The following is a 23,917-nucleotide window of genomic DNA, read 5'->3' as shown; positions in this document are numbered from 1 at the left end:
ATGTTGACCACGAAGAGACCCACCTTCCGGCATTCCCGCGGGCCTGACCGTCGACGACGGCGGCTCCTCGGCAGCCTCTCGGCCGCCGTCGCGGTCCTCGTCGCCCTGTCGCTCAACGCCCCACCGTCGCTCGCGGGCACCACGCCAGCCGAAGCCGGCGGCACCGGGCCGGTCACCGTACTCACCGCTGGCGGTTGGAGCGGTCGGATCGACTGGCGGGCGTGCCCGGAACGCCCCGACGATCCCGGCACCCGGTGCGGCACCCTGCGCCTGCCTGTCGACTGGGCCCGTCCGGGCGGGGAAACCTTCCCACTGGCCCTGGCCCGGCGTACCGCCACCGACCCGGCCGCCCGCATCGGTGTCCTGGTCTTCAACCCCGGCGGTCCCGGCCTGTCCGGGGTGGACGTGGCGCTGACTGCCGACAGCCAGCTCGGGCCGGACGTGCTGCGCCGCTTCGACGTCATCGGCTTCGATCCCCGCGGCACGGTCCGTAGCGCACCGGTGCGCTGCTCCTCGGCGCTGCTGGCCCAGCAGCCTTCCCTGACGCCCGGCAACGCGGCGGAGTTCGAGCGACTCCGTACCTACAACCGCCAGCTGCGCGACGACTGCCGCGCTCAGAGTGGCCCCCTGTTCGACCACCTCGACAGCGTGAGCGTCGCGCGTGACACGGACGCCATCCGGGCCGCACTCGGTGAGCGACAGCTGAGCTTCTACCAGTGGTCCTACGGCACACTGATCGGGCAGGCCTACGCCGAGCTGTTCCCCGACCGTGTCCGCGCACTGGTCATGGACAGCGTGATGGACCACAGCCAGGGGGTCAGGGAGTACTTCCGCAGCGGGGCGGCCAGTAACGAGGCACTGTTCCACGAGTTCGTGGCCTGGTGCGAGCGGACCCCTGGCTGCGCACTGCACGGCCGCGACGTGCCGGCACTGTTCGACCGACTGATGCGCCGTGCCGACGCAGGCACGCTTGTCGACCCGGCGACCGGCGCGAAGCTGACCTGGTTCGACCTTGGGTTCGCGACAGTGATCAACTTTTTCGACGCGACCTGGGCCGACCTCGCGACCATGCTTCTCGCGCTGGAGCGGGGCGAAGCCGCGCCGCTCGCGTCGCTGAGGGTGCCGGTCGACACCGACGAGGACCTGACCGAGTACGCGCTACCGGCGTTCTGTCAGGACTGGTCACTGCCGGTCGACGGGTTCGCCGACTGGAACCGGTATCTCGACCTGTCCCGCGCCGTGGCACCGCACCTGCGGGCCTCCCCGTTGGCCGTCCGCTTCGGCGCGATCTGCCTGGGCTGGACGGCGACCAACCCACAACATCAGCTGCGGGTCCGGACGAGCGCGCCGCTGCTGGTGCTCAACGGGCGGTACGACCCGGCCACCCCGTACGACGGGGCCCAGCGGGTGGTGCGCCAGCTCGGCAGTCGGGGCCACCTCGTCACCTACGAGGGGTCGGGTCACGCCAGCTACCCACGGACCGAGTGCACCCGTCGTCAGGTGGAGCGGTACCTCATCACCAGAACCACACCGCCGATCGGCGCGAGCTGCCCTGCCGCGCCGGTCTGACGGGGCGACGTCGGCACTGTGACGCCCCAGCTGACGGTAGGTAGAGCGACAGGTCCGACGGCGGTCGGTCAGGTCTCCTACCCCGGTGGCTGGGGCGTCGCCGCTCGCTCGGCAGTGCACCGGTGGGTCAGTCCTCCTGGTTGGCGAAGACCTGCTTGGCCACAGTCATCGCGGACACCGCCCTGGGCCAGCCGCTGTAGAAGGCCAGGTGGGTGATCACCTCGATCAGCTCCGCCTCGGTGAGGCCGTTGCGCTTGGCGAAGGCGAGGTGGAAGGCGAGCTGTTCGGTGTTGCCGCTGCTCACCAGGGCGGCGACGGTGACCAGGCTTCGGTCCCGCTTCGCCAGCTCGGCGCGCTCCCAGATCTGCCCGAACAACACGTTGTCGGTGTAGTCGACGAGAGTGGGCGCGAAGTCGCCGAACATCTTCTGCGCGTTGGATGGTTCCTTCTTCTCGGCCATGGGTTCTCCTTGGTGGGTCATCCGGAGCGATGCGGGGTCGTCGGCGGGTTCCTCGGGTCACGATCCGTCGGGCGAATCGGCCGGCTGCTGTCCCGGCCAGAACGGCCACTCCTCGAATGACCGGCACCGTCCGTCGTCGGCGAAGCGCATGACCCACAGGTCGCGGTACTCCTGGTCGACCGGGTCGCCGTAGCGGACCTCCTGGCGCGACACTGCGGTGTCGCCCTCGACCGCGACGATCTCCGTGGTCAGCTGGAACACCTCGTCCGGACCCTTGCGCTGCTTCTCCCACATCCGGGCGATGGCCGGCAGGCCGACGACAGGCGTCCAGTACGGCCCCTGCTGGTAGCTCGCGTCCTCGGTGAAGAGCGTGACCAGCGCGTCAGTGCCCGGGGTCCGCCAGAGCCGCTCGTAGGTGGCGAGCCACTCCTCGACGTGCTTCCTGTCCATGGCCCTCACCTTGCCATCCGAGCGGCGGCCAGCTGGGAAAACCCGCAGGCCGCGGGTGGCACACCCAGCGCGGCGTTTGCCGGCCTCGGCTCCGGACACCCTTGACATCGAAACCTGTGGCCAGCCACACTCCCGATGCTAATTCGATTTAGCCGCCATCGAAGCCCTCACCTCCCCGCACCGAACCAGACCCGCGACGAGCTACCACCACTAAGGAGTCTTCGCGCATGAGGGAAACGACCGGAAGACGCAGGCTCCGGCTTGCGATCTCGATTCTCGCGTTCACAGCGCTCGGTGCGGGGGTCGTCCCCGCGCCGGCTGCCGCCGCCGGCAGGCCCCCGATCGTGCAGGGCGCGACCGTCAAGGCGGACCGCCACTCACCGACCGGGTACACAGTCACGTTCACCTACCGCAATCCGCACGCCACCCAGGTCCGCCTGGCCGGGGACCTGACCCTGCTCGACGTCGACACCGGCACCACGCGCTATCAGCCGGAAGAGTGGCAGCCGGGGCGCTACCACGCCGGAGGCACCGAGTTCCTCCGGGACATGACCAGGGACCCGAAGGGAAACTGGTCGGTCTCACTCCCGCTGCACGCCGGAGGTCTCAGCTACTGGTACAGAGTCTGGGACCCGACCCAGGGCTGGGAGAACAAGCGCATCTGGGATCCCGCCTCGACGAAACCTCGACCCCCGGGCGAGTCCTCGTTCCGGGTCAGGAACAACGACGTTCTCGATGCCGTGCACGTGCCGTACGCCAAGAAGCAGAACGACCCGGTGCTGAAGGCGCGTGCGGACTACGAGTTGCCGATGGCCGACCGCGCGAAGCGGGGAACCGTCAGGTACGTCCCGTACACCACGATCCTGGGCGACAGCGGCCACTACCTCGGCGTCTACCTGCCGGCCAACTACGACGCCAACCGCGCGGAGCCGTACAAGGTCGCCTATCTGGCCCACGGCATCTTCGGCGACGAGACCGACTTCATGATCCCCGCGAACGTCCCGAACATCCTGGACAACATGACGGCCAGGGGCGAGATCGAGCCCACGGTGGTCGTCACCATGGGCAACCACTTCACGGGCACCAGCCTCGGCTTCGCCTCCTACAACCAGACCAACGCGGCCAACAACCTGGTCCAGACGATCCTTCCTCTCATCGAGCGCAGCTACAACGTCTCGACCGAGCGCGCGGGCCGCGCTTACGCCGGCTTCTCGTACGGCGGCATGACGGGCGGCGTCGTCATCAAGAACTACCCGACCACGTTCGCGTTCTACGGGCACTTCTCCGGCAACCCGTCCCTGACCACCCAGGACTACGACACCATCGCGAACGCTGTCGGGGACGACGACCTCTCCGTTTTCCTCGGCAATGGCGTCTTCGAGGGCAACCTCAACGCCCAGAACGCCATCGCTGACAACTTCCGGGCCCGGGGGTACGCGGCCGCGACGACCCAGGTCCCCGGCGCGCACGACGGGATGACGGCGGGTCAGCTGTTCACGATCTTCGCCCGGGACCACCTGTGGTCGGGGGTCGACTCCGTGTCGGTGACGCCCGCGACGGTGAACCTGACGAAGGGCTGGAACTGGACCAGGCAGTTCCGCGCTCAGGTGACGACCAACGAGGGTGTGAGCCCGGCGGTGACGTGGTCGGTCCAGGGCGCGACCTCTTCGGGGACCACCATCTCCGCCGACGGCCTGCTCTCGGTCGCCGCCGCGGAGACCGCGTCGTCGCTCACCGTCGTGGCGGCGTCGGTGGTCGATCCGACCAGGTCACGCTCGGCTCAGGTCACAGTGACGCCTCCGGGCCCGGCACGAGTCGCGGTGAAGGCGAAGGCCGCGCCCGCCTCGGTCGTCCGCGGTGGCACGTTCACGCTGACCGTCGACGTGCGGGCGCAATCTCCGCACCGCAAGGCTCCGAAGGTGGCCGGCGAGGTCGCCGTCACCTTCGGGGGCGCCACCCAGGTGGTTGCGCTCCGTGGTGGCGCTGCCGTCGTCAAGCTGCCGACCAACGGGCTGTCCGCAGGGGTGTACCCGGTGCACGTCGCCTACTCGGGTGACAGGGTCCACGCCCCCACCGCAGCGGTCCACCAGCAGCTACGGGTTCGGTAGGCAACAGGCAAGGGGTGGGCCGGCGACCTCTCGTCGTCGGCCCACCGCCAGCTGTCCGTCCGGACCGTCAGCTCACGCCCCGGACCGCCTCGATGATCGTCTCGGCGACCTCGCCCGGCCGGGCCACCACCATCGCGTGCGAGCCGCCGACGAGCTCGCGCTGCCCCCGGGGGTTGGCCCGCTCGGCCATGAAGCGGTGCGCGTCGGGAGGGATGTTCTTGTCAGCGTCCCCGAACACGAACCAACTGGCCAGCGATCGCCAGGCGGGGTCGCCGGTGAGCTTGTCCGCCAGACCCTGTTCGGTGATCGGCCGCTGGGTCCGGGCCATCAGCGCGGCCAGGTTTCCAGACACGTCCGCGCAGAACTGCGCGTGGTACTGGTTCTGGCCGATCGCCACCTCGTTCCCACCGGTCGACACCGGGTACTGCACAAGCGTGTCGGCGAGGGTGCTGCCGGGGAACTTCGCGGACAGCGTCATCGCCGACTCGCCCGTGTCCGGGGCGAAGGCGTTCACGTACACGAGGGCCCGCACCGAGGTGTCGCCGGCTGCGGCCTGCGTGATCACCATGCCGCCGTAGGAGTGGCCGACGAGAACGACCGGACCGCCGATCCCACGGACGACGTCCTGCACGTACGCGGCGTCGCCGGCGAGGCTCCGCAGCGGGTTCGCGACGGCCACCGAGTCGTACGCGGCGCCCAGCCGCTCAAGCACACCGTTCCAGCTCGCCGACTCGGCGAACGCGCCGTGCACGAGCACGATGGTGGGCTGTGGATCAGGCATGACAGGTGCCCCCTCACTCCGTGAAGCTGTTCACCGCCGGTCGCACTGGTACGCCTGGATACCCGTTACGCGAGTGTGAAACGTCCGACCCGATGAGCAGGAGGTTGCGATGGCTACGACGACGCTGGCCGAGGTGACGGCCGAACTGGCCGCGCTGGAGGACCCGAAGGCACGGGAGGTGAACGCCCGACACGGTGACGATCATGGTGTGCACCTCGGTGCGCTTCGGGCGCTCGCCAAGCGGCTCAAGACGCAGCAGGACCTCGCGCGCCAGCTCTGGTCGACGGGCGATGCCTCGGCGCGGCTGCTGGCAGTCCTGATCTGCCGTCCCAGGGCGTTCGAGCGGGACGAGTTGGACGTCATGGTGCGCGAGGCGCGCACCCCGAAGGTGCACGACTGGCTCGTGAACTACGTGGTGAAGAAGAGCCCGCACTCCGAAGAGTTACGGCTGGCCTGGTTCGCCGACCCGGATCCCGTGGTCGCGAGTGCCGGCTGGGCGCTGACCACCGAACGCGTGACGAAGAAGCCCGAGGGTCTTGACCTCCCGGGGCTGCTTGAGGTGATCGAGGCCGAGATGAAGGACGCGCCGGATCGCCTGCAGTGGGCGATGAACCACTGCCTGGCGCAGATCGGCATCGAGCACGCCGAGCACCGCGAACGGGCGATCGACATCGGCGAACGCCTCGAGGTGCTCAAGGACTACCCCACCTCCCCCGGCTGCACGTCTCCGTTCGCGCCCACCTGGATCAGCGAAATGGTGCGCCGAGCGGGATAGGCAGCGGGCTCTCGGTCCATCCCGTTCGGCGGGTCGACGCCGGCGGCCTGCTTGCCGGGATCCTGGCCGGGCCGCTCGGTGCCCGCACCACCCTGCTGATCTTCGGGGCGCTCACCGTGCTGTCCCCGATCATCTACCTGTCGACGCCGATCCGCCGGATGCGTGACCTGCCGCTCGACGCCCCGCTGACACCCGCCGTCGCGCGGGTGTAGACCGGCCAGTCGCGCTTTTGGTCGGTCCACATCGCTCAACCGAGACATCGACAGAAGGTGTAGCCCGCGGTTTCGCGGGGCAAGAAGTCGCACATGGAGGGAACGGCAGGGTGCGAGGGGCAACAGCTCGGCCGGCGGCACCGTACTGGTGAGCCGGACCGGGCAGGCCTGGCGTCCGCGCTGTCGGCGGCCTCCGTCTGATGCGGCTGAGGCACAGCCTCCCCCCGGTGGCGCTCGGCGCGGTGGCCCTCGGCGCGGTGGCCCTCGGCGCGGCTCTGGGCGCCAACCCCGCCCACGCCGACACCCCGTCGCCGTCGCGTCTCCCGCTGGTGGAGGTCGCCACCTCGCCGGAGGGCATCAAGGTGTCGGTGGCCGACGTGGTCGAGGTGCAGCTGAGCGTCCCCCTGCCCCTGCCGACCTCGGTCGTCTCCCTGCCCGTGCCACTGCCGTCGGCGGACCCGCTGCCCCTACCGTCGACGGACCCCCTGCCGTCGGCAGTCCCGCTGCCGACGCCGTCGGCCGAGCCCACCACCGCCCGGACAAGTCGGCCGGCCGGTACCCCGTCGTCGTCGCCGCAGGCCACACCGGCACCATCCGCCTCGGCATCCCCGGACGTGCGGCTCACCTCGCGGCCATCGCTGGCACCGTCGACGCCCGTGTCGGCGACGGTGTCCCGGAGCGGCGCCCACGGCACGTCCGGCAGCCGGGCGTCGGAGCAGGCGCGGGCGACAATGACCGCCGTCACCGGACAGCGGCCCAACCCGCCCGCCCGTCCCGCGCCGGGGCCACCAGCGTTCGTGCTGGCACTCGCGTCGGCACCCGTGGGAACCAACGCCGGCGGAGCTGATCCACAGACGTCAACAGCCGAAGTTTCGCCGCCCACCACGTTGCTGCGGCCAGGGCTCACCGTCACCGCCGTCGACATGCGCGCGACCAGCCGTCCCGTCGAGCGGGGTCCTCCCCCGCCCCGACAACTCCTGATCACCCACTCGCGTCCACGACGTTGATCAGGAGAGGTTCATGGAAATCGCCGTTATCTGGATTCCCGCCCACATCGAGCCGTCGGAGCCCGCCGTCGCGAGGTGCCTCAGCCACCTTCGCGAACACTCCTACCGATTCTCCGGAATCATGCGGGCACCGTGGGAGACCGTCGAGCAGACGATGATCGACGGAGAGGTGGATGTCGTCGTCATCGCCGACTTCGCACACCTCCCGCCGGATCGGTCCCCCCGGATCGAGCTGGCCAGCTCCCCCGACGGCGACGCGGACGAGGACCGAACGGTTCCGGACACACAGCTCGACTGACACCACGAAGCGCCCCGTCCGCAACGGAGGGGGCGCTTCGTCAATCTGGTCGCACCGTCGCCAGGCGGAAGATCACCCGGCCGAGGCCTGCCATGGTGGGTCAGGCCGCGACGGCCGCCCGGACGTCGTCGGCGGCGGCGCGCAGCCGGGCCGCGGCCTCCTCGGCGGTGCAGTTCGCCAGGAGCAGCACGATGGCCGTCTTGGCGTGCCCGTGGGCCGCCGCGAGAGCCCGCGCGGCCGTGTCGAGGTCGGTGTCGGCGGCCTCGGCGACGATCCGACGCGCCCGGTCGACGAGCTTCTCGTTTGTGGCGTTCATGTCCACCATCAGGTTGCCGTAGACCTTGCCGAGCCGGGCCATCGCTGCGGTGGAGAGCATGTTGCAGACCAGCTTCTCGGCGGTGCCGGCCTTGAGCCGGGTGGAGCCGGTGAGCACCTCGGGGCCGGTGGGCACCTCGATGGCGACGTCGGCGTGGCGACTGGTCACCGCGTTGGTGTTGCAGGCCACGGAGACGGTCGCCGCGCCGCGCGCGCGGGCGTGATCCAACCCACCGACCACGTACGGGGTACGGCCGCTGGCAGCGAGCCCGACCACCGTGTCGCGGGCGGTCAGGCCGACCTCGTCGAGGTCGGCGACGGCGCGGGTCGGGTCGTCCTCCGCGCCCTCGACGGCGACGCCGAAGGCTCGTGCCCCGCCGGCGAGCAGACCGACGACCCGGTCGGGCGTCGTACCGAAGGTGGGTGGGATCTCGACGGCGTCGAGCATGCCGATCCGTCCGCTGGTGCCGGCGCCCAGGTAGATCAGCCGTCCGCCCTGGCGGAGCGACGCCACGATGACGTCGACGGCGGCGGCGATGTCCGGCACGGCCCGGCGGACGGCGGCGGCGACTGTCTGGTCCTCGTCGTTCATCGCGAGAAGCAACTCGGTGGGAGACATCCGGTCGAGGTCGCTGGTCTTGTCGTTGCGGGTCTCGGTGCCGAGGGTGCTGAGGTCCACGGGGTGCTCGTTCCTCTCGCTGGTGTGCAGTCGCCGGCCAACGGGGAGAGATGCTCCGGTCGCCCGGCGGCGGCTCGCCGTCGAGCGCGTCCTCGCGGCCCGCAGCCGCAGCCAGGCCGAGGCGCAGCTGCGAACAGTCCCCGTATCAGCAGGCTGAAACCACAGCGTAACCAGCCCGGAGGGGCGGTGGCAAAAAGTTTCGCGTTACTCTCGGCTAACGTCACTTATTGACAACCCCTGGTAGGGAGCGAGCCGTGCGTCAACTCGACCTCGTCGTGATCGTGCTGTACCTCGTGGTGATCGCCTTCGTCGGACTACGCCTGTCCGGCAAACAGAAGTCCGCCAAGGACTACTTCGTGGGCGAGGGGCGACTGCCCTGGTGGACCGTCTCGTTCTCGGTGGTCGCCACCGAAACCAGCGTCCTGACCGTGATCAGCGTGCCCGGCGGCGCCTACAGCGGCCAGGGCTTCGGCAACGTCGAGCTGGCCCTGGGCTACGTCATCGGTCGGGTCGTCGTGGCCGCGGTGCTCATCCCGCTCTACAAGCGGGGCGGGTTCGTCAGCGCCTACCAGTACCTCGGTGAGCGGTTTGGCCTGAAACTGCAGGGTCTGGCGTCGGTGACGTTCGTCTTCACCCGCCTACTCGCCGAGGGCGTACGGCTGTTCGCCTCGGCCATCCCCATCAAGCTTCTCCTCGACGAGTTCGGGCTTCAGGTCGGCTACCAGGCGATCATCATCGTTCTGACGCTCATCACTGTGGTCTACACCTACCTCGGTGGCATCAAGGCGGTCATCTGGACCGACGCCATCCAGATGGGGCTGTACCTGGGCGGGGCGATCCTGGCCATCGCGGTGCTCAGCCACGCCGTCGGCTTCGACGGCTACTCGCAGGCGCTCGACGCCGGCAAGTTCCAGCTCTTCGACACCAACTTCGCGCTCGCGCACGTGCTCACCAGCCCGTTCGCCCTGCCGACCGCGATCATCGGTGGCGCGATCTTCGCGATGGCCAGCCACGGGTCGGACCAGCTGATCGTCCAGCGCATCCTGTCCACCCGCACGCTGCGCGAGGGGCAGAAGGCGATGATCTCCTCGGGCATCTTCGTGGTGATCCAGTTCGCGGCGTTCTCCCTGGTCGGCGCGCTGCTGTGGTCGTACAACAAGGGTCAGACCTTCAAGGAACTCGGCCTGGCCAGTAGCGACAACCTCTACCCGAGCTTCATCCTGCACGCCCTGCCGGTGGGCATCTCGGGTCTGCTCGTGGCCGGCATCCTCGGCGCCGCGATGGGTTCGCTGTCCTCGGCGCTGAACTCGATGTCGAACTCCACGGTCGCCGACTTCATCCACAGCTTCTTCCGCAAGGTCCCGTCCGACGACGCGATGCTCCGGCTCGCCCGGGTGATGACCCTGGTCTGGGCGGTGCTGATGGCGGTCTTCGCCTGCGCGTTCAGCTCCAGCACCGGAAACGTCTACCTGACCGGTTTGACCATTGCCGGCTACACCTACGGGGCGCTGCTCGGGGCCTTCCTGCTCGGCCGTCTCGTCAAGCGGGCCAACCAGGTCGACGCGGTGATCGCCTTCCTCGTCACCGTGGCGGTGATGACCTACATCGTCCGGTACGTCAAGATCGACGTGACGACGGCCGGGACCACCACCGCCACCGCCATCGCCGCGCAGTGGCTGGTCCCGATCGGCGTCCTGATCACCCTGGTCGTCGGCGCGGTGTCCAGCCGGTTCCACCCGGCCCCGGAGACGCCGTACGACCATGGACGCACCGACGAGGTCGACGACGCGGCGGCGCCCGCCGGCCGGGCCTGAAGGAGGACCTGATGCGCGTGATCGGCCTGATGTCCGGAACCTCCTACGACGGCATCGAAGCCGCCGCCGCCGAGCTCGACCTGAGCGGCGACACAGTGCGGCTGCGACCGCTGGGGCGGCTCAGCCACCCGTACTCCGACGAGCTGCGCACGCAGATCGCCGCCGCCCTGCCGCCCGCGCCGACCACCACCGAGGCGATCTGCGTGCTGGACACCGGCATCGGCCAGGCCTTCGCCGAGGCCGGCGTGCGGGCCCTCGCTGAGCTGTGCGACGGCAACGCCGACCTGGTCGTCTCGCACGGGCAGACCATGCACCACTGGGTCGAGGCTGGCACGGTTCGGGGCACTCTCCAGCTGGGCCAGCCCGCCTGGATCGCGGAGGCCACCGGCCTTCCGGTCGTGTCCGACCTGCGCAGCCGCGACGTCGCCGCCGGCGGTCAGGGCGCTCCCCTGGTCGCCCTCTTCGACGCACTGCTGCTGGGTGGCCTGCCCGGCGTCCCGGCCGCCCTGAACCTGGGTGGCATCGCCAACATCACAGTCGTCGCGCCGGACGCGGACCCGCTCGCGTTCGACACCGGCCCGGCCAACGCGCTCCTCGACGCCGCCGCGCGCCACTTCAGCGGAGGCACCGAGGAGTACGACCGGGACGGGCGCGGGGCGGCCGCCGGGCAGGTGAACCCCGACCTGCTGCGGCGGCTGCTCGACGAGCCGTACTACCGGCTGCCCGGCCCGAAGAGCACCGGGAAGGAGCTGTTCCATCTTCCCTACCTGCTCGCCGCTCTCGCCGACGCGCCCACGCCGGACCCGCAGGACGTGTTGGCCACGCTCACCCGGCTGACGGCGGTCACGGTGGCCGGGGCCTGCCGCAACCACGGCGTCACCCGGCTCGTCGTCTCCGGCGGCGGGGCGCGCAACCCGACGCTGATGCGCATGATCGCCGACGAGCTGCCCGGCGTCCACCTGTCGTCCAGCGACGACCTGGGCATCGCGTCGGACGCCAAGGAGGCGCTGGCCTTCGCGCTGCTGGGTTACCTGACCGTGCACGGACTGCCCGGCGCGCTGCCGTCGGGCACCGGCGCGCGGCACGCCTCCGTGCTCGGCAGCATCACCCCCGGTCGGCAGCCGCTGCGGCTGCCCGCCCCGGTCAGCACCGCTCCTGCCCGGTTGCTGGTCGTCGCGTCCCCGGTGGCCGACTGATCACCCCTCCCAGGAGGATCCGCCCAATGAGTACAGTCGTACCCACACCGACCGCGGCCGGCGCTCGCGCCCGCGAGGTCGCCGAGCTGCTGCGCTCGCGCCTCGATGATCCGAGCCGGGCCAGCGCCGAGCTGCCCCGGAGGCTGGCGGCGGCGCACGACGCCTCGCCGTACCTGTTCGAGCCGCAGGCAGTGGTTCGCGCCGCCTCGGCGGCCGAGGTGGGGGCGTTGATGGCGGGCGCCCGGGAGGCCGGCGTGCCGCTGACCCTGCGCGGCGGCGGCACCAGCCTCGCCGGGCAGGCCGGCGGCGCGGGAGTGCTTGTCGACGTCCGCACCGACTGGCGGCACGCCGAGGTCCTCGACGATGGCCGCCGCATCCGGCTCCAGCCGGGCCTGACGATCCGGCAGGCCAACGCTCGGCTGGCCCGCTACCGACGCCGGCTCGGCCCGGATCCGGCCAGCGAGGCCGCCTGCACGGTCGGTGGCATGGTGGCCAACAACTCCAGCGGGATGACCTGCGGCACCACCGACAACGCGTACCGCACCATGGAGTCGCTGCGCTTCGTGCTGCCGTCCGGCACCGTCGTCGACTCCGGCGCCCGCGACGCCGACGCCCGGCTGCGGGCCGACGAGCCCGAGCTGCACGCCGGGCTGCTGCGGCTGCGCGACCGGGTGCGCTCGGCGCCGGGGTCACGCGCCACCATCGAGCGACTGTTCGCGATGAAGAACACCATGGGGTACGGGCTGAACTCGCTGCTCGACCACAGCACCCCGGTCGAGATGCTCGCCCACCTGATGATCGGCAGCGAGGGCACGCTCGGCTTCGTGGCCGAGGCCGTCTTCCGTACCGTCGAGATCCACGACCACGCCGCCACCGGCCTGCTGATCCTGCCCGGTCTCACCGACGCCACCGACGCGCTGCCGGCCCTGCTCGCCGTCGGCGCCCGTACCGCCGAACTGCTCGACGCGGCCGCGCTGCGGGTCAGCCAGCGTGACCCGGGTGCGAGCCCGGCCCTGCGCGGTTTGACGGTCACCGGCCACGCCGCGCTGCTTGTGGAGTTCGCCGAGGACAGCGCGGAGCGGCTGGCCGCGACGCTTGCCGACGCCCGGCCCGTGCTCGATCGGCTGCCGGCCGTCGCCGGCACCGAGCTGACCCGCGACCCGCGCGAACGGGCCAACCTCTGGCACCTGCGCAAGGGCCTCTACACCGCCGTCGCCGGGGCCCGCCCGCCCGGCACCACGGCCCTGCTGGAGGACGTCGCGGTGCCGATGCCACGCCTGACCGGCACCTGCGACGGGCTGATCCGCCTGTTCGACAGACACGGCTACCCGGACGCGGTGATCTTCGGCCACGCCCGGGACGGCAACCTGCACTTCATGCTGACCCAGTCCTTCGACACCCCGGCCGAGATCGACCGCTACGCCCGATTCACCGACGACATGGTCGACCTGGTGCTGGCGGAAGGGGGAACACTCAAGGCGGAGCACGGCACCGGCCGGGCCATGGCGCCCTTCGTCCGCCGACAGTACGGCGACGAGTTGTACGACGTGATGCGCGAACTCAAGCGGTTGTGCGACCCGAGCGGCCTGCTCAACCCCGGTGTGCTGCTCAACGACGACCCGACAGTGCACCTGCGGCAGCTCAAGGCCGTCCCGACTGTCGACCCCGAGTTGGACGCCTGCGTCGAGTGTGGCTACTGCGAGCCGGTCTGCCCCACCGCCGACGTCACCACCACCCCCCGCCAGCGCATCGTCCTGCAACGGCAGATCGCCCTCGCCACCGCCGCCGGCGACGAGGAGCGCCGCCGGGAGCTGACCGCCGACTACGAGTACGCCGCGGTGGACAGCTGCGCCGCGGACAGCCTCTGCGTCACCGCCTGCCCGGTCGGCATCGACACCGGAGCGGCGATGAAGCGGCTACGCGCCGAGCGGCACCCCCCTCGCGCCCAGCGCACCGCCCGCACCGCCGCGCGCCACTGGCAGGCCGCCGTGACGGGCGTCCGGATGGGACTGACCGCCGCGCACGCCGTACCGACGCCGGTGACCCGCGCCGCCACCGGGATGATCCGTGGGCTCGGCGCCACCGAACTCGTGCCGGCGTGGAGCGACGACATGCCGCGCGCCGGCGCGCCCCGCCCCGCACCCCGCAACACGCCGGACGCCCAGGCGGTGTTCTTCGCGGCCTGCGTCGGCAGCCTCTTCGCACCGGAGGACGGCTCGTCCGGCGGTTCGGCGGCGGCGTTCCTGCGTCTCTGCGAACTGGCGGGGGTGCCGCTCGTCGTACCGACCGGCACGGCCGGGCTGTGCTGCGGAACGCCGTGGCAGTCCAAGGGCTACCCCGCCGGCCACCGCGAGATGGCCGAGCGGACCCTTGCCGTGCTTTGGGCGGCCAGCGACGAGGGTCGCCTGCCCGTCGTGTGCGACGCGTCATCGTGCACGCACGGGCTGACGCAGCTCACCGCCGCGCTGGCCGAGGAGGACCGGGCACGGTACGCCGCGTTGCGCTTCGTCGACAGCGTGACCTTCACCGCCGAACACCTCCTGCCGGCGCTGCCGCAGCCCCAGCGACTGGGCTCGCTGGCCCTGCACCCGACCTGCTCCACAGTGCACCTGGGCGGCATCGACGACCTGCGCACGGTGGCCCAGGCGGTCGCCGACACGGTCACCGTGCCGGACAGCTGGGGGTGCTGCGCCTTCGCCGGTGACCGGGGGCTGCTGCATCCCGAGGTCACCGCCGGCGCCACCGCGGCGCAGGCCGCTGAGATCAATCAGCGTGACCACGACGCGTACGCCTCCTGCAACCGCACCTGCGAGATGGGCATGAGCCGGGCCACCGGCCAGCCATACCGGCATGTACTCGAGGTGCTCGTCGAGGCGATCGAGCCGCCCGCGTAGCCGGTGCCGTAGTCACGAGCGCGCCGCCCGCCGCGGATCTGCGGCTGGCGGCGCGGTTGGTGCGGTTTGGTGATCGACCTCAGGAGAGCGCGATGTCGCCGTAGTAGTAGCGCAGGATCGCCTGGTAGTTCTTGCCCTCGTTCGCGAGATCACGCGAGCCGTACTGCGACAGCCAGTCCCCGTCCACCCAACCACCGCACGCGGTCGTCGTCGCGCAGTAGTGCGCTCGCAGGATGTTGCCGCTGCGGGTCATCCGGGCCGACCACGTCCGGTCCACCGCGGCGGACGTGGACGAGACTGCCGACGATGGCCGGTAGACCTGGTCGCCGGTGTCGTCCCGGACGTCGTAGCACTGTCCGCCGGACGTCTTCCGGGTCGAGTGCAACGCCCAGTACCAGCCGTAACTCTTGACGGCCATCGCACCGGCATCCAGCGAGGCGGCCGGCCAGCTCGTCACCCACTCGTTCGGGAGGACGTTCTTGACGTACGTCTTGAAATCGACCCGGTCGACACGCCCGAGACTGACCCGGTAGACGAGGATGGTGCTCGGCAGCTTGCTGTTGGTGCCGTCGGTGGTACAACCCGTCGGCCCGCTCACCAACTCGTGCGAGGCGTTGTTGTTCTTCAGCGTGGCGTTGAGGTTTGCCATCGCCCCGGCCGCGAAGACCTGGCTCGCACCGGCGAAGTTGCTGTTGAACCAGACCCGCACGCTCTTGCTGGTGCGGTTCCAGACCGACGCGGCGTTGTTCTTCACGCACAGGCCCTTGCCGCTGCCCGCGCCCTTGAAGTCGTAGCAGGTCGGCTGGGTCGTACCGTAGTCGTCCAGTGAGTCGGTGAAGTCGGAGACCGAGCCCGCCTGATTGCTGTTGTAGTAGTAGCAGAACTCGCCGCTGTCGCAGGTTCCGTCCCGTTCGGCCGCCGCTGCCGGCGACGAAACAGTGAGGATGGAGGTGGACATGGCGAGGACGGCGCCGACGACGGCGAGGCCCTTGCGGATATTCATGGCGTCCTACTTCTCGTTGTAGCCCTGGGAGTTCCAGAACGCGGTCGGGTCGGCGTTGTCCAGGGTGGAGTCGCCGACGCTGACGGCCGCATGGGTCTGCCGGCCGGCCCGGACCTCGACGTGGGTGTGCGCTCCCGAGCTGGAGGACACTCCGTGCCACGACTCATCGGCGATGATCTCGCCCTTGCTGATGGCGTCGCCCACGCTCACCGCGGACTTCGGCGCGGTGTGCAGGTAGATCACCGACTTGTTGAGCGAGGAGTTGTAGACCGAGATCGTGGACAGGCCGCCGCTGCCGGTATTGCCCCGCGCGACGTAGATGACAGTTCCGGAGACCAGGGCGCGCACGTCCGAGCCGACGCTGCGGGCGATGTCGATGCCCTCGTGCCGGCCGGGCGTGGTGGTGTAACCGTCGAAGCCGCACGTGACAGTGCCGCCGCTGGCCTGGTAAAGGGCGTACGACAGGTTCGTGCGCGTCGACGGCGAGAACTGGTGCGAGGCGTTGTTGTTCTTCAGCGTGGCGTTGAGGTTTGCCTTCGCACCGGCCGCGAAGTCCTGGTAAGAACCGGCGTAGCCGCTGTTGAAGTAGACGCGTACGGTCTTGGTGCTGCGGTTCCAGACCGAGGCGGCCTCGTTCTTGATGCACAGGCCCTTGCCAGCGCCAGTGCCCTTGAAGTCGTAGCACGAGGGCTGCTCGGTGCCGTAGTCGTCGAGCGAACCGGTGAAGTCCGAGATCGATCCCGCGTTGTCGCTGTTGTAGTAGTAGCAGAACTCGCCGCTGTCGCAGACCCCGTCACGGGCCGCCGCCGACGCGGGCGATCCGACACTGAGGATCGAGGTCGTCGCGGCCAGCGCGATGCCGGCGGCGGCAAGGCTCTTACGGATGTTCATGGTGTCCTTTCGGAAACGGTGAGGGGTGCGGGTCACTGCCCGCGCTGGTACTGCTCCCAGGTCTTGATCGGGACCTGGGGGCCGTCGTCCGGCCCCTGGTTGGCCAGGCCGTTCATGCCGAGGTAGTAGTCGCCGACCTGGTGCTGTGCCTGGTTGGACAGGTCGGTGTCGTTGATCGCCGTGGCGTGGATGTGCCACGGCCAGTCGCCCTGATTCGGGTTGCGGACCCAGGCGGCGAAGCCGACCTGGCGCAGGGCCCGGGCGACGGCGGTGCGCGTGGCCGCGGTCATGCCGGTGACCGCGATGTCCACCACACCCCCGCCGTCGTGCGTACCGGCCGAGGTGGGATCGCCCCCGGGGTTGTACGAGCCCTGGTCGAGCACCAGGGTGTAGCCGAGCAGACGCTGGGCCGCCGCCAACATGGCCTGCGTACGGGCGTTGACGACGTACCCGTCACGCGGGACCTTCGCGCCCGGACCGATCGTCTTGGCGACGGTGTAGCGGTTCTGCCCGAGCTTCGTCAGCGACGTGGTGCCGGGCAGCCCGTTCGCGGCCAGCCCCGTGTAGCCGAGTGAGCGTTGGTACGCCGCGTACGCCGAGACGGTCTGGGTGCCGAAGTAGCCGTCGACCCACTGCGCGTTCAGCAGCTTCTGCGCCTGGAGCGCCTGTTCGACGGCGAGCACGGAGTTCTTCGCGCCCGGGGTCAGTGTGTTGTCGGCGCGGCGGGGGTCGATCTGGGCGGCCAGGACGGTGGCCTCCATGTCCACGACGGGCCGCGCCGCCGTGGTGACGGTTCGCTGCGCTGTGGCGCCGGATGTCGCGGCCCACGCCTGGGCCGGGACGCCGACGGTCACGCAGAGCGCGGCGAGCCCGACGGATAACCAGGTACGGCGCACTGCCGATCCTCCTCGCAGTTGGTGAGTCGTTCGAACGGACATCACCTTGCGAGAACCGGCCTGCTGTTCGGTACCCCTGCCGTCCTGTCAGATCCGTCAGGCCGTCACCGACCTCGATGAATGTGGTGTTGTCAGCTTTGGTGGCACCCGGGACTGACATCGACGGTTCGCGCTCTGACACCGGTCGGGGCGACCGGGGAGCGCACTCAGGCGGTGACGGTGACCATGAAGTACACCGGCCGGCGGGTGGGAAAGTACTCCTGCCCGTTCTCGTCGACCATCTTCCAGCTGACCCAGCACTTTCCGGGGCGGCTCGGCGCGGTGACCTCAACACTGATCATGACCTGCTCGTCGGGCGGTGTGTCACCGATCGCCACCCGCTCCGGCACCTGGCAACCGTCGGCGTCGGCGGTTGGGTTGGTCCGCGCGAGGAAACGGTTGTGCCAGGCGACCTTGCCCACGTTCTTGAGGGCCCACACCTTGACGAACTGGGAGTTCACCCGCACCCGCGTGCCGTCGGGGATGGTGACGTCGGAGATGAACTTGCTCGAGTCGCCAGCGATCAACGCGTCCGAGAACGCTGACGCTGACGGCGAGGCCGACGCCGACGGTGCGGACGACGCCGCCGCCGCGCCGGAGTTGTCCCGGGACGACCGCTCGCGGACGATGACGCCCAGGACGGCGACCATCGCCACCACAAGGACCACCGCGGCGGCGGCGAGCCACGGCAGCCGGTGCCGCCGTGCACCCGCCTCCTCGTCGGTCGGCGGGTACACGGTGGCCCGCAGCGCGCCCGGCTCGCCGGGTGACGTCGCGGGCACGCCGGACCCGTGGGCCTGCGGGGCGTCGGTCCCGGTGTCGGGCTTGCTCTCCGCCGTGGTGGTCGAGGTTTCGGCGCCGGTCGGGGCATCGGTGCTGACCGGTGCGGCATCGTCGTTCCCAATGCCGTGGAGCGTCCCGGGGCGGTGTGCTTCCTCCCAGCGACGCCGCCATTGCACCTCGTCCGCCTCGCATGCTCGGACGAACTCCCGGACCGTCTCCCAGGAGGGAAACCTGGTCCCGGCGGCGGCCTCGTGCAGCGTGGTGTGCGAGATCCGGCCCGACCGCCCGGCCATCTTCCGGAACGACGGGTCGCCCGCGGCGGTCCGCAGGGTCCGTAGCTGTTCGGCGAACCTCTCGGCGGCCTGTCGGTCCTGAGTCGACTGGGCGGCAGCACGCTGGTCCTTCATCACTCCCCCATGTCAGACGACGTCGTCAGGCGTTGTCAGAGCGTGTCAGAGGGTACCGAACGGGCACGGCCGTCATCAATGTGGTGCATCGGCGACACCGGGGCTGACGGTGGCTGTGCCAGCGCCCCGACGCTCCGCTCTCAGGCGACCTTGGGAGTGGCGCGCATACCCACGTAACAGACCTGCGTGCCGTTGGTGAGGGTGGAAAAGACCACAGGCATGTAGTCCTCGCTGAACGACGGCCCCGCGCCGGAGGCGGCGAAGACCGTTGCGGTGACCGGTTCCAGGTCCATCTCCAGAGGCGGGGACATGTCCACCATGTCGTCGACAAACTCGTAGCGCAGATGCGGCGAGCCGTCGTCCGTGCGGGAGACGGTGAGGACGACACCCTCGCGCCGGTACGTGCCGAGCAACGGTTCGAGGTCGATCGGGGGTGGCACCGGGGCCGGGGCGAACGGCGCGGGCATTGTCACGTCGGCGAGTTCGGTGAGCAGGTCGCGGAACAGGTCGGCGTAGAGCAGCCGGGCGGCGCCGCCGTTGGTCATCAGGGCCAGGGCGAGGTTCGCGTGCGGAACGACACGCAGGTACGCGTACTGGCCGATGGCCGCACCGTCGTGACCGTAGCCGGAGATGCCGTCCCAGTCGTAGAGCGTCCAACCCAGACCCCACCCGTCGGCGCTCACCGTCCACTTGTCGGGCACGTCGACCGCGCGGTGTCGCATGGCGGCGACCGCATCGGTGGACAGCACCCGGGTGCCGTCGGGCGCGAGGCCGCCGTCGAGATGCATCCGGGCGAAGCGGGCCATGTCGCCGGCGGAGACGATGACCCGTCCCGCCGGACCCATGGAGCGGGGCATCAGGTCCCAGGACGGGGCCGGGTCGGGATAGTCGCCGGATTCGCCGAGGTGGCTCATGGCGACGGGGAAGCGCAGGGCCTCCTCCGGCAGCGTCATCGAGCGTTCCAGGCCGAGCGGCTCGAACAGGAGGCTCTTGAGGGCCTGGTCCCAGGTGAGGCCGGTGAGCTTTTCGATGACCCGGCCCAGGACGATGTAGCCGAGCCCGCCGTACGAGATGGCCGTGCCGGGCGGGCAGTCCAGCGCCACCCGTCGGGCGGCGCTGACGTACCTGGCGAGGCAGTCGTCACCCCGGCCGCCGTCGAAGTTGAAGTCGTTTGTCACGCCGCCGGTGTGGGACAGCAACTGCCGGATGGTGATCGTCCTGGTCGCCTCGGCGTCGGGGGTGGCGAACTCCGGCAGCACGTCCACGACCGGCGCGTTCAGGTCCAGCTTTCCCTCGTCGGCGAGCCGCATGATGAGTGTCGCGGTGTAGACCTTGGCGATCGAGCCGGACAGGAACACCGAGTCCGGCGTGACCGCCACGCCGGTGCCGCGGTGCAACACCCCGCTGGCCAGCTCGTGGACCTGCCCGTCGAGCAGCACGGCCAGGCTCGCGCCGGGGACGTGGTGGTGGTGGCACAGCTCGTCGAGCCGCCGCTGCCAGCGGTCGACGTCGAACCGTCGGTCAGGCGACCTCCGTGCGAGCGGGGGGTGCAGGTCGCTGTCGGCGTTCCAGCTCAGTGTCTCGGTCATGGTGCTTCCCTTCGTGGGCGGTGGCGTCGGCGTCAGAGAACAGCGGAGCGGCACGGCACGTGCCGTGTCGTTCCCTGAGTGCGCTCAGTCTGGTCACGCACGCGGGGGATTGTCAACGGCACGTGCCGTGCCGCTACAGTGGCGGCATGAGCGACGACCGCCGCACCAGGGCCGCCGACCGGACCCAAGCGATCATGCGTACGACGCTGGAGCTGGCGCAGGAGGTCGGCTACGCCAAACTCAGCATCGAGGGTGTCGCGGCCCGCTCGGGCGTCGGCAAGCACACGATCTACCGTCGCTGGCCCTCCAAGGGCGCCCTGTTCCTCGACGCGGTGCTCACCTCCGGCGAACCCGCACTCGACTACCCCGACACCGGCGACATCGTGGCTGACCTGCGCCAACAGATCCACGCGGCCGTCGACCTCCTGGGCCAGCCGCCACTGGGCCCTCTCTACCGGGCCCTGGTGGGCGAGGCCCAGCACGATCCGATGGTCGCCGCCGCGCTCAACGAACGCTTCATCCGCCCCCAGGCGGACCGGACCGTCGCCCGGCTGCGCAGCGCCCAGCAGCAGGGGCAGCTCTCACCCGACTTCGACCTGGACGTGGCCATGGCGATCCTGTCCGGCCCGCTCTACTTCCAGTTCCTCATCACGCAGGAGCCACTGACCCACGAGTACGTCGAGCGCGTACTCGTGGCTCTGCTCGCGGGGATGACGCCACGGCCCTAGATCCGCCCTCACGGCCGCTGGCCGGCAGCCCGGGCGTGCTCAGGCTGCCGGCCAGCGGCCGGACCAACGACGACTTACGGAGACGTCAGTCGGTGATCACCGGCCAGGCGTAGGCGAGCAGGGCGCAGGCGGCACCCAGAAGCGCGAGCGAGACACCCCTCGTGGGCAGCGGCAGGGCAGCGAGCACGATCAGGATGACGGCGACAACGTAGAGAAATGCCTGGACCGACATGGTGCTCTCCTCGATCAGGGGTAGAGGGCGGCTGCCTTCATCCGCCGAGATGCCCCCGGGCGTGATCTCGGAAACCTCCTGCTGATCACGGTTTGGCCCACAGTGGTACGTGCGGCTCGCAGCGCGGTTCCTAGGTCTGAAGGAGAACCGCTTCCGCGCCCACCGGTCGAAAGCCCGCCGCCTGGAAAGCGCGCACGCTGCGCGCGTTGCCGGCGGCCTGCTGGGACCAGACCGGCTGCCCGTCGGGCACCAGATGTCGGGCGGCCGTCGCCAGCGCCCGCCCCAGGCCCCGGTGACGACGCTCGTCGTCGACCTCGATCGCCGCCTCCCAACGGCCGGCCACCCCTCGCCCGAGAACGACCACCCCGCCCTCGGCGGCCCAGACGCGGACGTCGTCACGGCGTCGACGTGCCCTGACCTCGCGGGGATGATCGGCGTCGGCCAGCTCACCCAGTTGCACTGGCGGAGGCCCGGCAAGGCTGCTCGCCACGGTCAGCAGGTCGATCGTGTCCATGGAGCGCCGGGTGCGGTCGAGCAGCGCGCCCAGGAAACGCGGATTCATCGTGGCCGCCAGAGGGTCGCAGTCGACAGTCGCCAGCGTGCGACGTACCCACTGGGGGTCCTCGTCGGTGAACACCACCGAGTGCCCGGTGAAGGCGATGACCCCGGCGTCACGGCGGCTGGGCTGCGGAACCACTGTGGTCCCGCCGTCCGGCGGCGGGAAGTGCCCGTGCGCCGCCGCGTCCAGGATGTCGGCCAACGTGTGGTCCATTGTCGCCCTCTCCTCGGTCCCCGACCGCACGGCTGCCGAGGGGGACGCCCCCTTGCCACCCGCGCGGACCAAACAGTGTTCGGACATCCTCCCGCGTGGGGTACGGCGCTGGGCGCCGCGGTGTCCCAGCCCGCGCTTCGTCAGCCCGTCGGCGCCTGAATCGCGTGGCTGCGGTACCAGATCCGGGGTCGGCCGTCGGCGGCGATGTCGACGTCCGTACGCACCTGGTAGACCTGCTCGATCCGGCTCGTGGTGAGAACCTCGACGGGCGTGCCCGCCGCGACCACCCGGCCGCCGTACAGAAGCACCAGACGGTCGCAGTACTGGGCGGCCAGATTGAGGTCGTGCAGGGTCACCACGACCGTGCTGGCCGACTCGGCGAGAAACCGCAGCAACTCCAGTTGATGCCGGATGTCCAGATGGTTGGTCGGCTCGTCGAGCAGCAGCAGGTCCGGTTCCTGCACCAGAGCGCGAGCCAGGTCCACCCGCTGCCGCTCACCGCCGGAGAGGCTGGACCAGCGCCGCTGCTCGAAGCCGGCCAGGCCGGCCTCTGCGAGCGCGCGCCGCGCCAGGTCCAGATCGGCGGCGCCGACCCCGGCGAGGCGTGGCCGGTACGGGGTCCGGCCCAGCAGAACCACCTCCAGTGCGGACATCTCCACATCGGTGGCCACCTGTTGGGTGACCACCGCGATCCGCCGAGCCAGCGCCCGCCGGGGTATCGCGCCCAACGCGACGTCGTCGAGCAGCACCCGCCCGGAATCGGGACGGGCCAGCCCGGACAGCAGCCGCAGCAGGCTCGACTTGCCGGAGCCGTTCGGCCCGAGCAGCCCAACCGTGGCGCCCGGTTCGGCGGTGAGCGCCACCCCGGCCAGGATCCGTACGCCTGCCACGCCCCACCCGACCCCGTCCGCGTGCAGCCGCGCCGGGTCCGGATCGCCTGTCGCCCGACCGCTGCCTCCCCCGCGCCGGCCGGCGGTGTCCGGCCCGATCATGGCGTACCGGTCCGGCGTCGCATGACCAGCGCGAACACCGGCACCCCGAGCAACGCGGTGAGCACACCCACCGGCAGTTCCTGTGGCGCGAAGACGGTCCTCGCCACGGTGTCCGCCCAGATCAGGAAGATCGCCCCGATCACCGCGCAGGTGGGCAGCAACGTCCGATGCCGGGAGCCGAACAGGAACCGTACGGCGTGCGGCACGGTCAACCCGACGAAACCGATGGCGCCGCTCGCCGCGACCAGCGCAGCCGCCACCAGGGCGGTGACGCTGAACAGCAGCAGCCGGGTACGCCCGGGAGAGAAGCCGAGCGAGCGAGCCGTATCGGTGCCGAACGCGAACGCGTCAAGCGCCGTCGCACTGGCCCAGCAGACCAGCAGGCCGACGCCGACAACCACGGCGCTGAGCGCCACCGACGGCCAGGAGGCCGCCGTCAGCGAGCCGAGCAGCCAGAACGTCACGCTGCGGGTGTCCTGGGTGTGGGCGTCGGAGATCACGATCAGGCTGGTCACCGCGCTGAAGAGCTGCGAGACGGCCACCCCGGCGAGAACGATCCGGGTCGGCTCGCCGGCCCGCCGGCCGGCCAGCAGCAGCACTGCGCCGAACGCGGCCATGCTGCCGACGAACGCGCCGGTGGTCAGGTCGACCGGGCCGGCGCCGATCTGGACTCCGAGTACCAGCACCGCCACCGCGCCGGTCGAGGCGCCGGACGAGACACCGAGCAGGAACGGGTCGGCCAGCGGGTTACGCGTGAGCGCCTGGAGCACCGCTCCGCACACCGCCAGACCGGCGCCGACCAACCCGGCCAACAGCACCCGGGGCAGCCGGAGATCCCACACGATGCTGTCCGGCAGGGCCGGTAGCGGGTGGACCGGCAGGCCCACGTGGCTGGCCACCGCGCGCAGGACGCTGTCGATCGGCAGATCGGCCGAACCCACGCTGACCGCCGCCGCGATGGTGACCAGCAGCAGGAGCAGGGTCAACGGCAGGAGGTACCGACCGGTTCTCGGAATGCCGGTAGCGG

At 70.6% G+C, this 23,917-nt stretch carries 22 protein-coding genes; 9 read left to right on the top strand and 13 right to left on the bottom strand.

The window, feature by feature from the left end; all coding sequences use genetic code 11:
* The gene (locus tag IW248_RS05905) at positions 1–1,569 is read left to right on the top strand and encodes an alpha/beta hydrolase (RefSeq protein ID WP_196926022.1); all 1,569 of its coding nucleotides are present in this window, start codon (positions 1–3) and stop codon (positions 1,567–1,569) included.
* A 127-nt stretch (positions 1,570–1,696) separates the two neighbouring features.
* Here the strand turns inward: IW248_RS05905 and IW248_RS05900 are convergent, their stop codons facing one another.
* Entirely contained in the window at positions 1,697–2,029 is a 333-nt protein-coding gene (locus tag IW248_RS05900; RefSeq protein ID WP_196926021.1) for a carboxymuconolactone decarboxylase family protein, read from the bottom strand.
* A 57-nt stretch (positions 2,030–2,086) separates the two neighbouring features.
* The gene (locus IW248_RS05895) at positions 2,087–2,479 is read right to left on the bottom strand and encodes a YybH family protein (protein ID WP_124819320.1); all 393 of its coding nucleotides are present in this window, start codon (positions 2,477–2,479) and stop codon (positions 2,087–2,089) included.
* A gap of 227 nt (positions 2,480–2,706) precedes the next feature.
* On the opposite strand from IW248_RS05895, the gene IW248_RS05890 reads away from it, so the two are divergent.
* A complete protein-coding gene (locus IW248_RS05890; protein ID WP_196926020.1) occupies positions 2,707–4,587 on the top strand; it encodes an alpha/beta hydrolase-fold protein in 1,881 nt (626 codons plus the stop codon).
* A 67-nt stretch (positions 4,588–4,654) separates the two neighbouring features.
* Here IW248_RS05890 and IW248_RS05885 read toward each other — a convergent pair whose 3' ends face one another.
* The gene (locus tag IW248_RS05885; protein ID WP_196926019.1) at positions 4,655–5,368 is read right to left on the bottom strand and encodes an alpha/beta fold hydrolase; all 714 of its coding nucleotides are present in this window, start codon (positions 5,366–5,368) and stop codon (positions 4,655–4,657) included.
* A 109-nt stretch (positions 5,369–5,477) separates the two neighbouring features.
* On the opposite strand from IW248_RS05885, the gene IW248_RS05880 reads away from it, so the two are divergent.
* The 3 genes from IW248_RS05880 (at position 5,478) to IW248_RS05870 (ending at position 7,660) form a co-directional block, all read left to right on the top strand.
* Positions 5,478–6,143 (top strand): DNA alkylation repair protein, encoded by a 666-nt coding sequence (locus IW248_RS05880; protein ID WP_196926018.1) that lies wholly within the window; start codon positions 5,478–5,480, stop codon positions 6,141–6,143.
* 439 nt (positions 6,144–6,582) lie between these two features.
* Positions 6,583–7,362: a hypothetical protein gene (locus tag IW248_RS05875; RefSeq protein WP_196926017.1), complete on the top strand. Its 780-nt coding sequence runs from the start codon at positions 6,583–6,585 to the stop codon at positions 7,360–7,362.
* Between the two features lie 13 nt (positions 7,363–7,375).
* Complete coding sequence (locus IW248_RS05870; protein WP_196926016.1) at positions 7,376–7,660, top strand: hypothetical protein; 285 nt, start codon at positions 7,376–7,378, stop codon at positions 7,658–7,660.
* Positions 7,661–7,760: 100 nt separating this feature from the next.
* On the opposite strand, the gene murQ is transcribed toward IW248_RS05870, so the two are convergent.
* A complete protein-coding gene (murQ, locus tag IW248_RS05865; RefSeq protein ID WP_196926015.1) occupies positions 7,761–8,654 on the bottom strand; it encodes an N-acetylmuramic acid 6-phosphate etherase in 894 nt (297 codons plus the stop codon).
* Positions 8,655–8,908: 254 nt separating this feature from the next.
* On the opposite strand from murQ, the gene IW248_RS05860 reads away from it, so the two are divergent.
* Genes IW248_RS05860 through IW248_RS05850 form a run of 3 tightly spaced genes read left to right on the top strand, consistent with a single transcriptional unit; the run spans position 8,909 to position 14,558 of the window.
* A complete protein-coding gene (locus IW248_RS05860; RefSeq protein WP_196926014.1) occupies positions 8,909–10,468 on the top strand; it encodes a sodium:solute symporter in 1,560 nt (519 codons plus the stop codon).
* Between the two features lie 11 nt (positions 10,469–10,479).
* Positions 10,480–11,664 carry an anhydro-N-acetylmuramic acid kinase gene (locus IW248_RS05855; protein WP_196926013.1) on the top strand — a complete coding sequence of 395 codons (1,185 nt, stop codon included), beginning with the start codon at positions 10,480–10,482 and terminating at the stop codon, positions 11,662–11,664.
* Positions 11,665–11,690: 26 nt separating this feature from the next.
* Complete coding sequence (locus IW248_RS05850) at positions 11,691–14,558, top strand: FAD-binding and (Fe-S)-binding domain-containing protein (RefSeq protein WP_196926012.1); 2,868 nt, start codon at positions 11,691–11,693, stop codon at positions 14,556–14,558.
* A 79-nt stretch (positions 14,559–14,637) separates the two neighbouring features.
* On the opposite strand, the gene IW248_RS05845 is transcribed toward IW248_RS05850, so the two are convergent.
* From IW248_RS05845 to IW248_RS05825, 5 genes are all read right to left on the bottom strand, one after another.
* Entirely contained in the window at positions 14,638–15,561 is a 924-nt protein-coding gene (locus IW248_RS05845; protein WP_196926011.1) for a peptidase inhibitor family I36 protein, read from the bottom strand.
* A 6-nt stretch (positions 15,562–15,567) separates the two neighbouring features.
* Complete coding sequence (locus IW248_RS05840; protein ID WP_196926010.1) at positions 15,568–16,452, bottom strand: peptidase inhibitor family I36 protein; 885 nt, start codon at positions 16,450–16,452, stop codon at positions 15,568–15,570.
* Positions 16,453–16,484: 32 nt separating this feature from the next.
* Positions 16,485–17,348: a peptidoglycan-binding domain-containing protein gene (locus IW248_RS05835; protein ID WP_196926009.1), complete on the bottom strand. Its 864-nt coding sequence runs from the start codon at positions 17,346–17,348 to the stop codon at positions 16,485–16,487.
* A gap of 206 nt (positions 17,349–17,554) precedes the next feature.
* Positions 17,555–18,577: an NBR1-Ig-like domain-containing protein gene (locus IW248_RS05830; protein ID WP_196926008.1), complete on the bottom strand. Its 1,023-nt coding sequence runs from the start codon at positions 18,575–18,577 to the stop codon at positions 17,555–17,557.
* A gap of 140 nt (positions 18,578–18,717) precedes the next feature.
* Positions 18,718–20,166: a serine hydrolase domain-containing protein gene (locus IW248_RS05825; protein WP_196926007.1), complete on the bottom strand. Its 1,449-nt coding sequence runs from the start codon at positions 20,164–20,166 to the stop codon at positions 18,718–18,720.
* 146 nt (positions 20,167–20,312) lie between these two features.
* On the opposite strand from IW248_RS05825, the gene IW248_RS05820 reads away from it, so the two are divergent.
* Entirely contained in the window at positions 20,313–20,894 is a 582-nt protein-coding gene (locus tag IW248_RS05820; protein ID WP_196926006.1) for a TetR/AcrR family transcriptional regulator, read from the top strand.
* An 85-nt stretch (positions 20,895–20,979) separates the two neighbouring features.
* On the opposite strand, the gene IW248_RS05815 is transcribed toward IW248_RS05820, so the two are convergent.
* The 4 genes from IW248_RS05815 to IW248_RS05800 all read right to left on the bottom strand — a co-directional run bounded on the left by IW248_RS05815 (position 20,980) and on the right by IW248_RS05800 (position 23,876).
* The gene (locus IW248_RS05815) at positions 20,980–21,126 is read right to left on the bottom strand and encodes a hypothetical protein (RefSeq protein WP_167337290.1); all 147 of its coding nucleotides are present in this window, start codon (positions 21,124–21,126) and stop codon (positions 20,980–20,982) included.
* Between the two features lie 130 nt (positions 21,127–21,256).
* Positions 21,257–21,898, bottom strand: a complete 642-nt coding sequence (locus tag IW248_RS05810; RefSeq protein ID WP_196926005.1) for a GNAT family N-acetyltransferase — start codon at positions 21,896–21,898, stop codon at positions 21,257–21,259.
* A gap of 140 nt (positions 21,899–22,038) precedes the next feature.
* Positions 22,039–22,890, bottom strand: a complete 852-nt coding sequence (locus IW248_RS05805; protein ID WP_196926004.1) for an ABC transporter ATP-binding protein — start codon at positions 22,888–22,890, stop codon at positions 22,039–22,041.
* Positions 22,887–23,876, bottom strand: coding sequence for a FecCD family ABC transporter permease (locus tag IW248_RS05800; protein ID WP_231396197.1), 990 nt, complete (start codon positions 23,874–23,876; stop codon positions 22,887–22,889). The genes IW248_RS05805 and IW248_RS05800 overlap by 4 nt, the downstream gene beginning before the upstream one ends.
* Positions 23,877–23,917 lie beyond the last annotated feature (41 nt).

It is taken from the genome of Micromonospora ureilytica (assembly GCF_015751765.1).
GTDB classification, from domain to species: domain Bacteria; phylum Actinomycetota; class Actinomycetes; order Mycobacteriales; family Micromonosporaceae; genus Micromonospora; species Micromonospora ureilytica.
This window is presented reverse-complemented; position numbering and strand designations above follow the sequence as displayed.

Excerpts from the sequence above, each read along its gene's own strand:
- IW248_RS05820 (WP_196926006.1), top strand. The coding sequence starts at position 20,313 with ATGAGCGACGACCGCCGCACCAGGGCCGCCGACCGGACCCAAGCGATC.
- IW248_RS05855 (WP_196926013.1), top strand. The coding sequence starts at position 10,480 with ATGCGCGTGATCGGCCTGATGTCCGGAACCTCCTACGACGGCATCGAA.
- IW248_RS05810 (WP_196926005.1), bottom strand. The coding sequence starts at position 21,898 with ATGGACCACACGTTGGCCGACATCCTGGACGCGGCGGCGCACGGGCAC.
- IW248_RS05900 (WP_196926021.1), bottom strand. The coding sequence starts at position 2,029 with ATGGCCGAGAAGAAGGAACCATCCAACGCGCAGAAGATGTTCGGCGAC.
- IW248_RS05840 (WP_196926010.1), bottom strand. The coding sequence starts at position 16,452 with ATGAACATCCGTAAGAGCCTTGCCGCCGCCGGCATCGCGCTGGCCGCG.
- IW248_RS05850 (WP_196926012.1), top strand. The coding sequence starts at position 11,691 with ATGAGTACAGTCGTACCCACACCGACCGCGGCCGGCGCTCGCGCCCGC.
- IW248_RS05830 (WP_196926008.1), bottom strand. The coding sequence starts at position 18,577 with ATGAAGGACCAGCGTGCTGCCGCCCAGTCGACTCAGGACCGACAGGCC.
- IW248_RS05870 (WP_196926016.1), top strand. The coding sequence starts at position 7,376 with ATGGAAATCGCCGTTATCTGGATTCCCGCCCACATCGAGCCGTCGGAG.
- IW248_RS05815 (WP_167337290.1), bottom strand. The coding sequence starts at position 21,126 with ATGTCGGTCCAGGCATTTCTCTACGTTGTCGCCGTCATCCTGATCGTG.
- IW248_RS05905 (WP_196926022.1), top strand. The coding sequence starts at position 1 with ATGTTGACCACGAAGAGACCCACCTTCCGGCATTCCCGCGGGCCTGAC.
- IW248_RS05890 (WP_196926020.1), top strand. The coding sequence starts at position 2,707 with ATGAGGGAAACGACCGGAAGACGCAGGCTCCGGCTTGCGATCTCGATT.
- IW248_RS05895 (WP_124819320.1), bottom strand. The coding sequence starts at position 2,479 with ATGGACAGGAAGCACGTCGAGGAGTGGCTCGCCACCTACGAGCGGCTC.
- IW248_RS05805 (WP_196926004.1), bottom strand. The coding sequence starts at position 22,890 with ATGATCGGGCCGGACACCGCCGGCCGGCGCGGGGGAGGCAGCGGTCGG.
- IW248_RS05880 (WP_196926018.1), top strand. The coding sequence starts at position 5,478 with ATGGCTACGACGACGCTGGCCGAGGTGACGGCCGAACTGGCCGCGCTG.
- IW248_RS05885 (WP_196926019.1), bottom strand. The coding sequence starts at position 5,368 with ATGCCTGATCCACAGCCCACCATCGTGCTCGTGCACGGCGCGTTCGCC.
- IW248_RS05825 (WP_196926007.1), bottom strand. The coding sequence starts at position 20,166 with ATGACCGAGACACTGAGCTGGAACGCCGACAGCGACCTGCACCCCCCG.
- IW248_RS05845 (WP_196926011.1), bottom strand. The coding sequence starts at position 15,561 with ATGAATATCCGCAAGGGCCTCGCCGTCGTCGGCGCCGTCCTCGCCATG.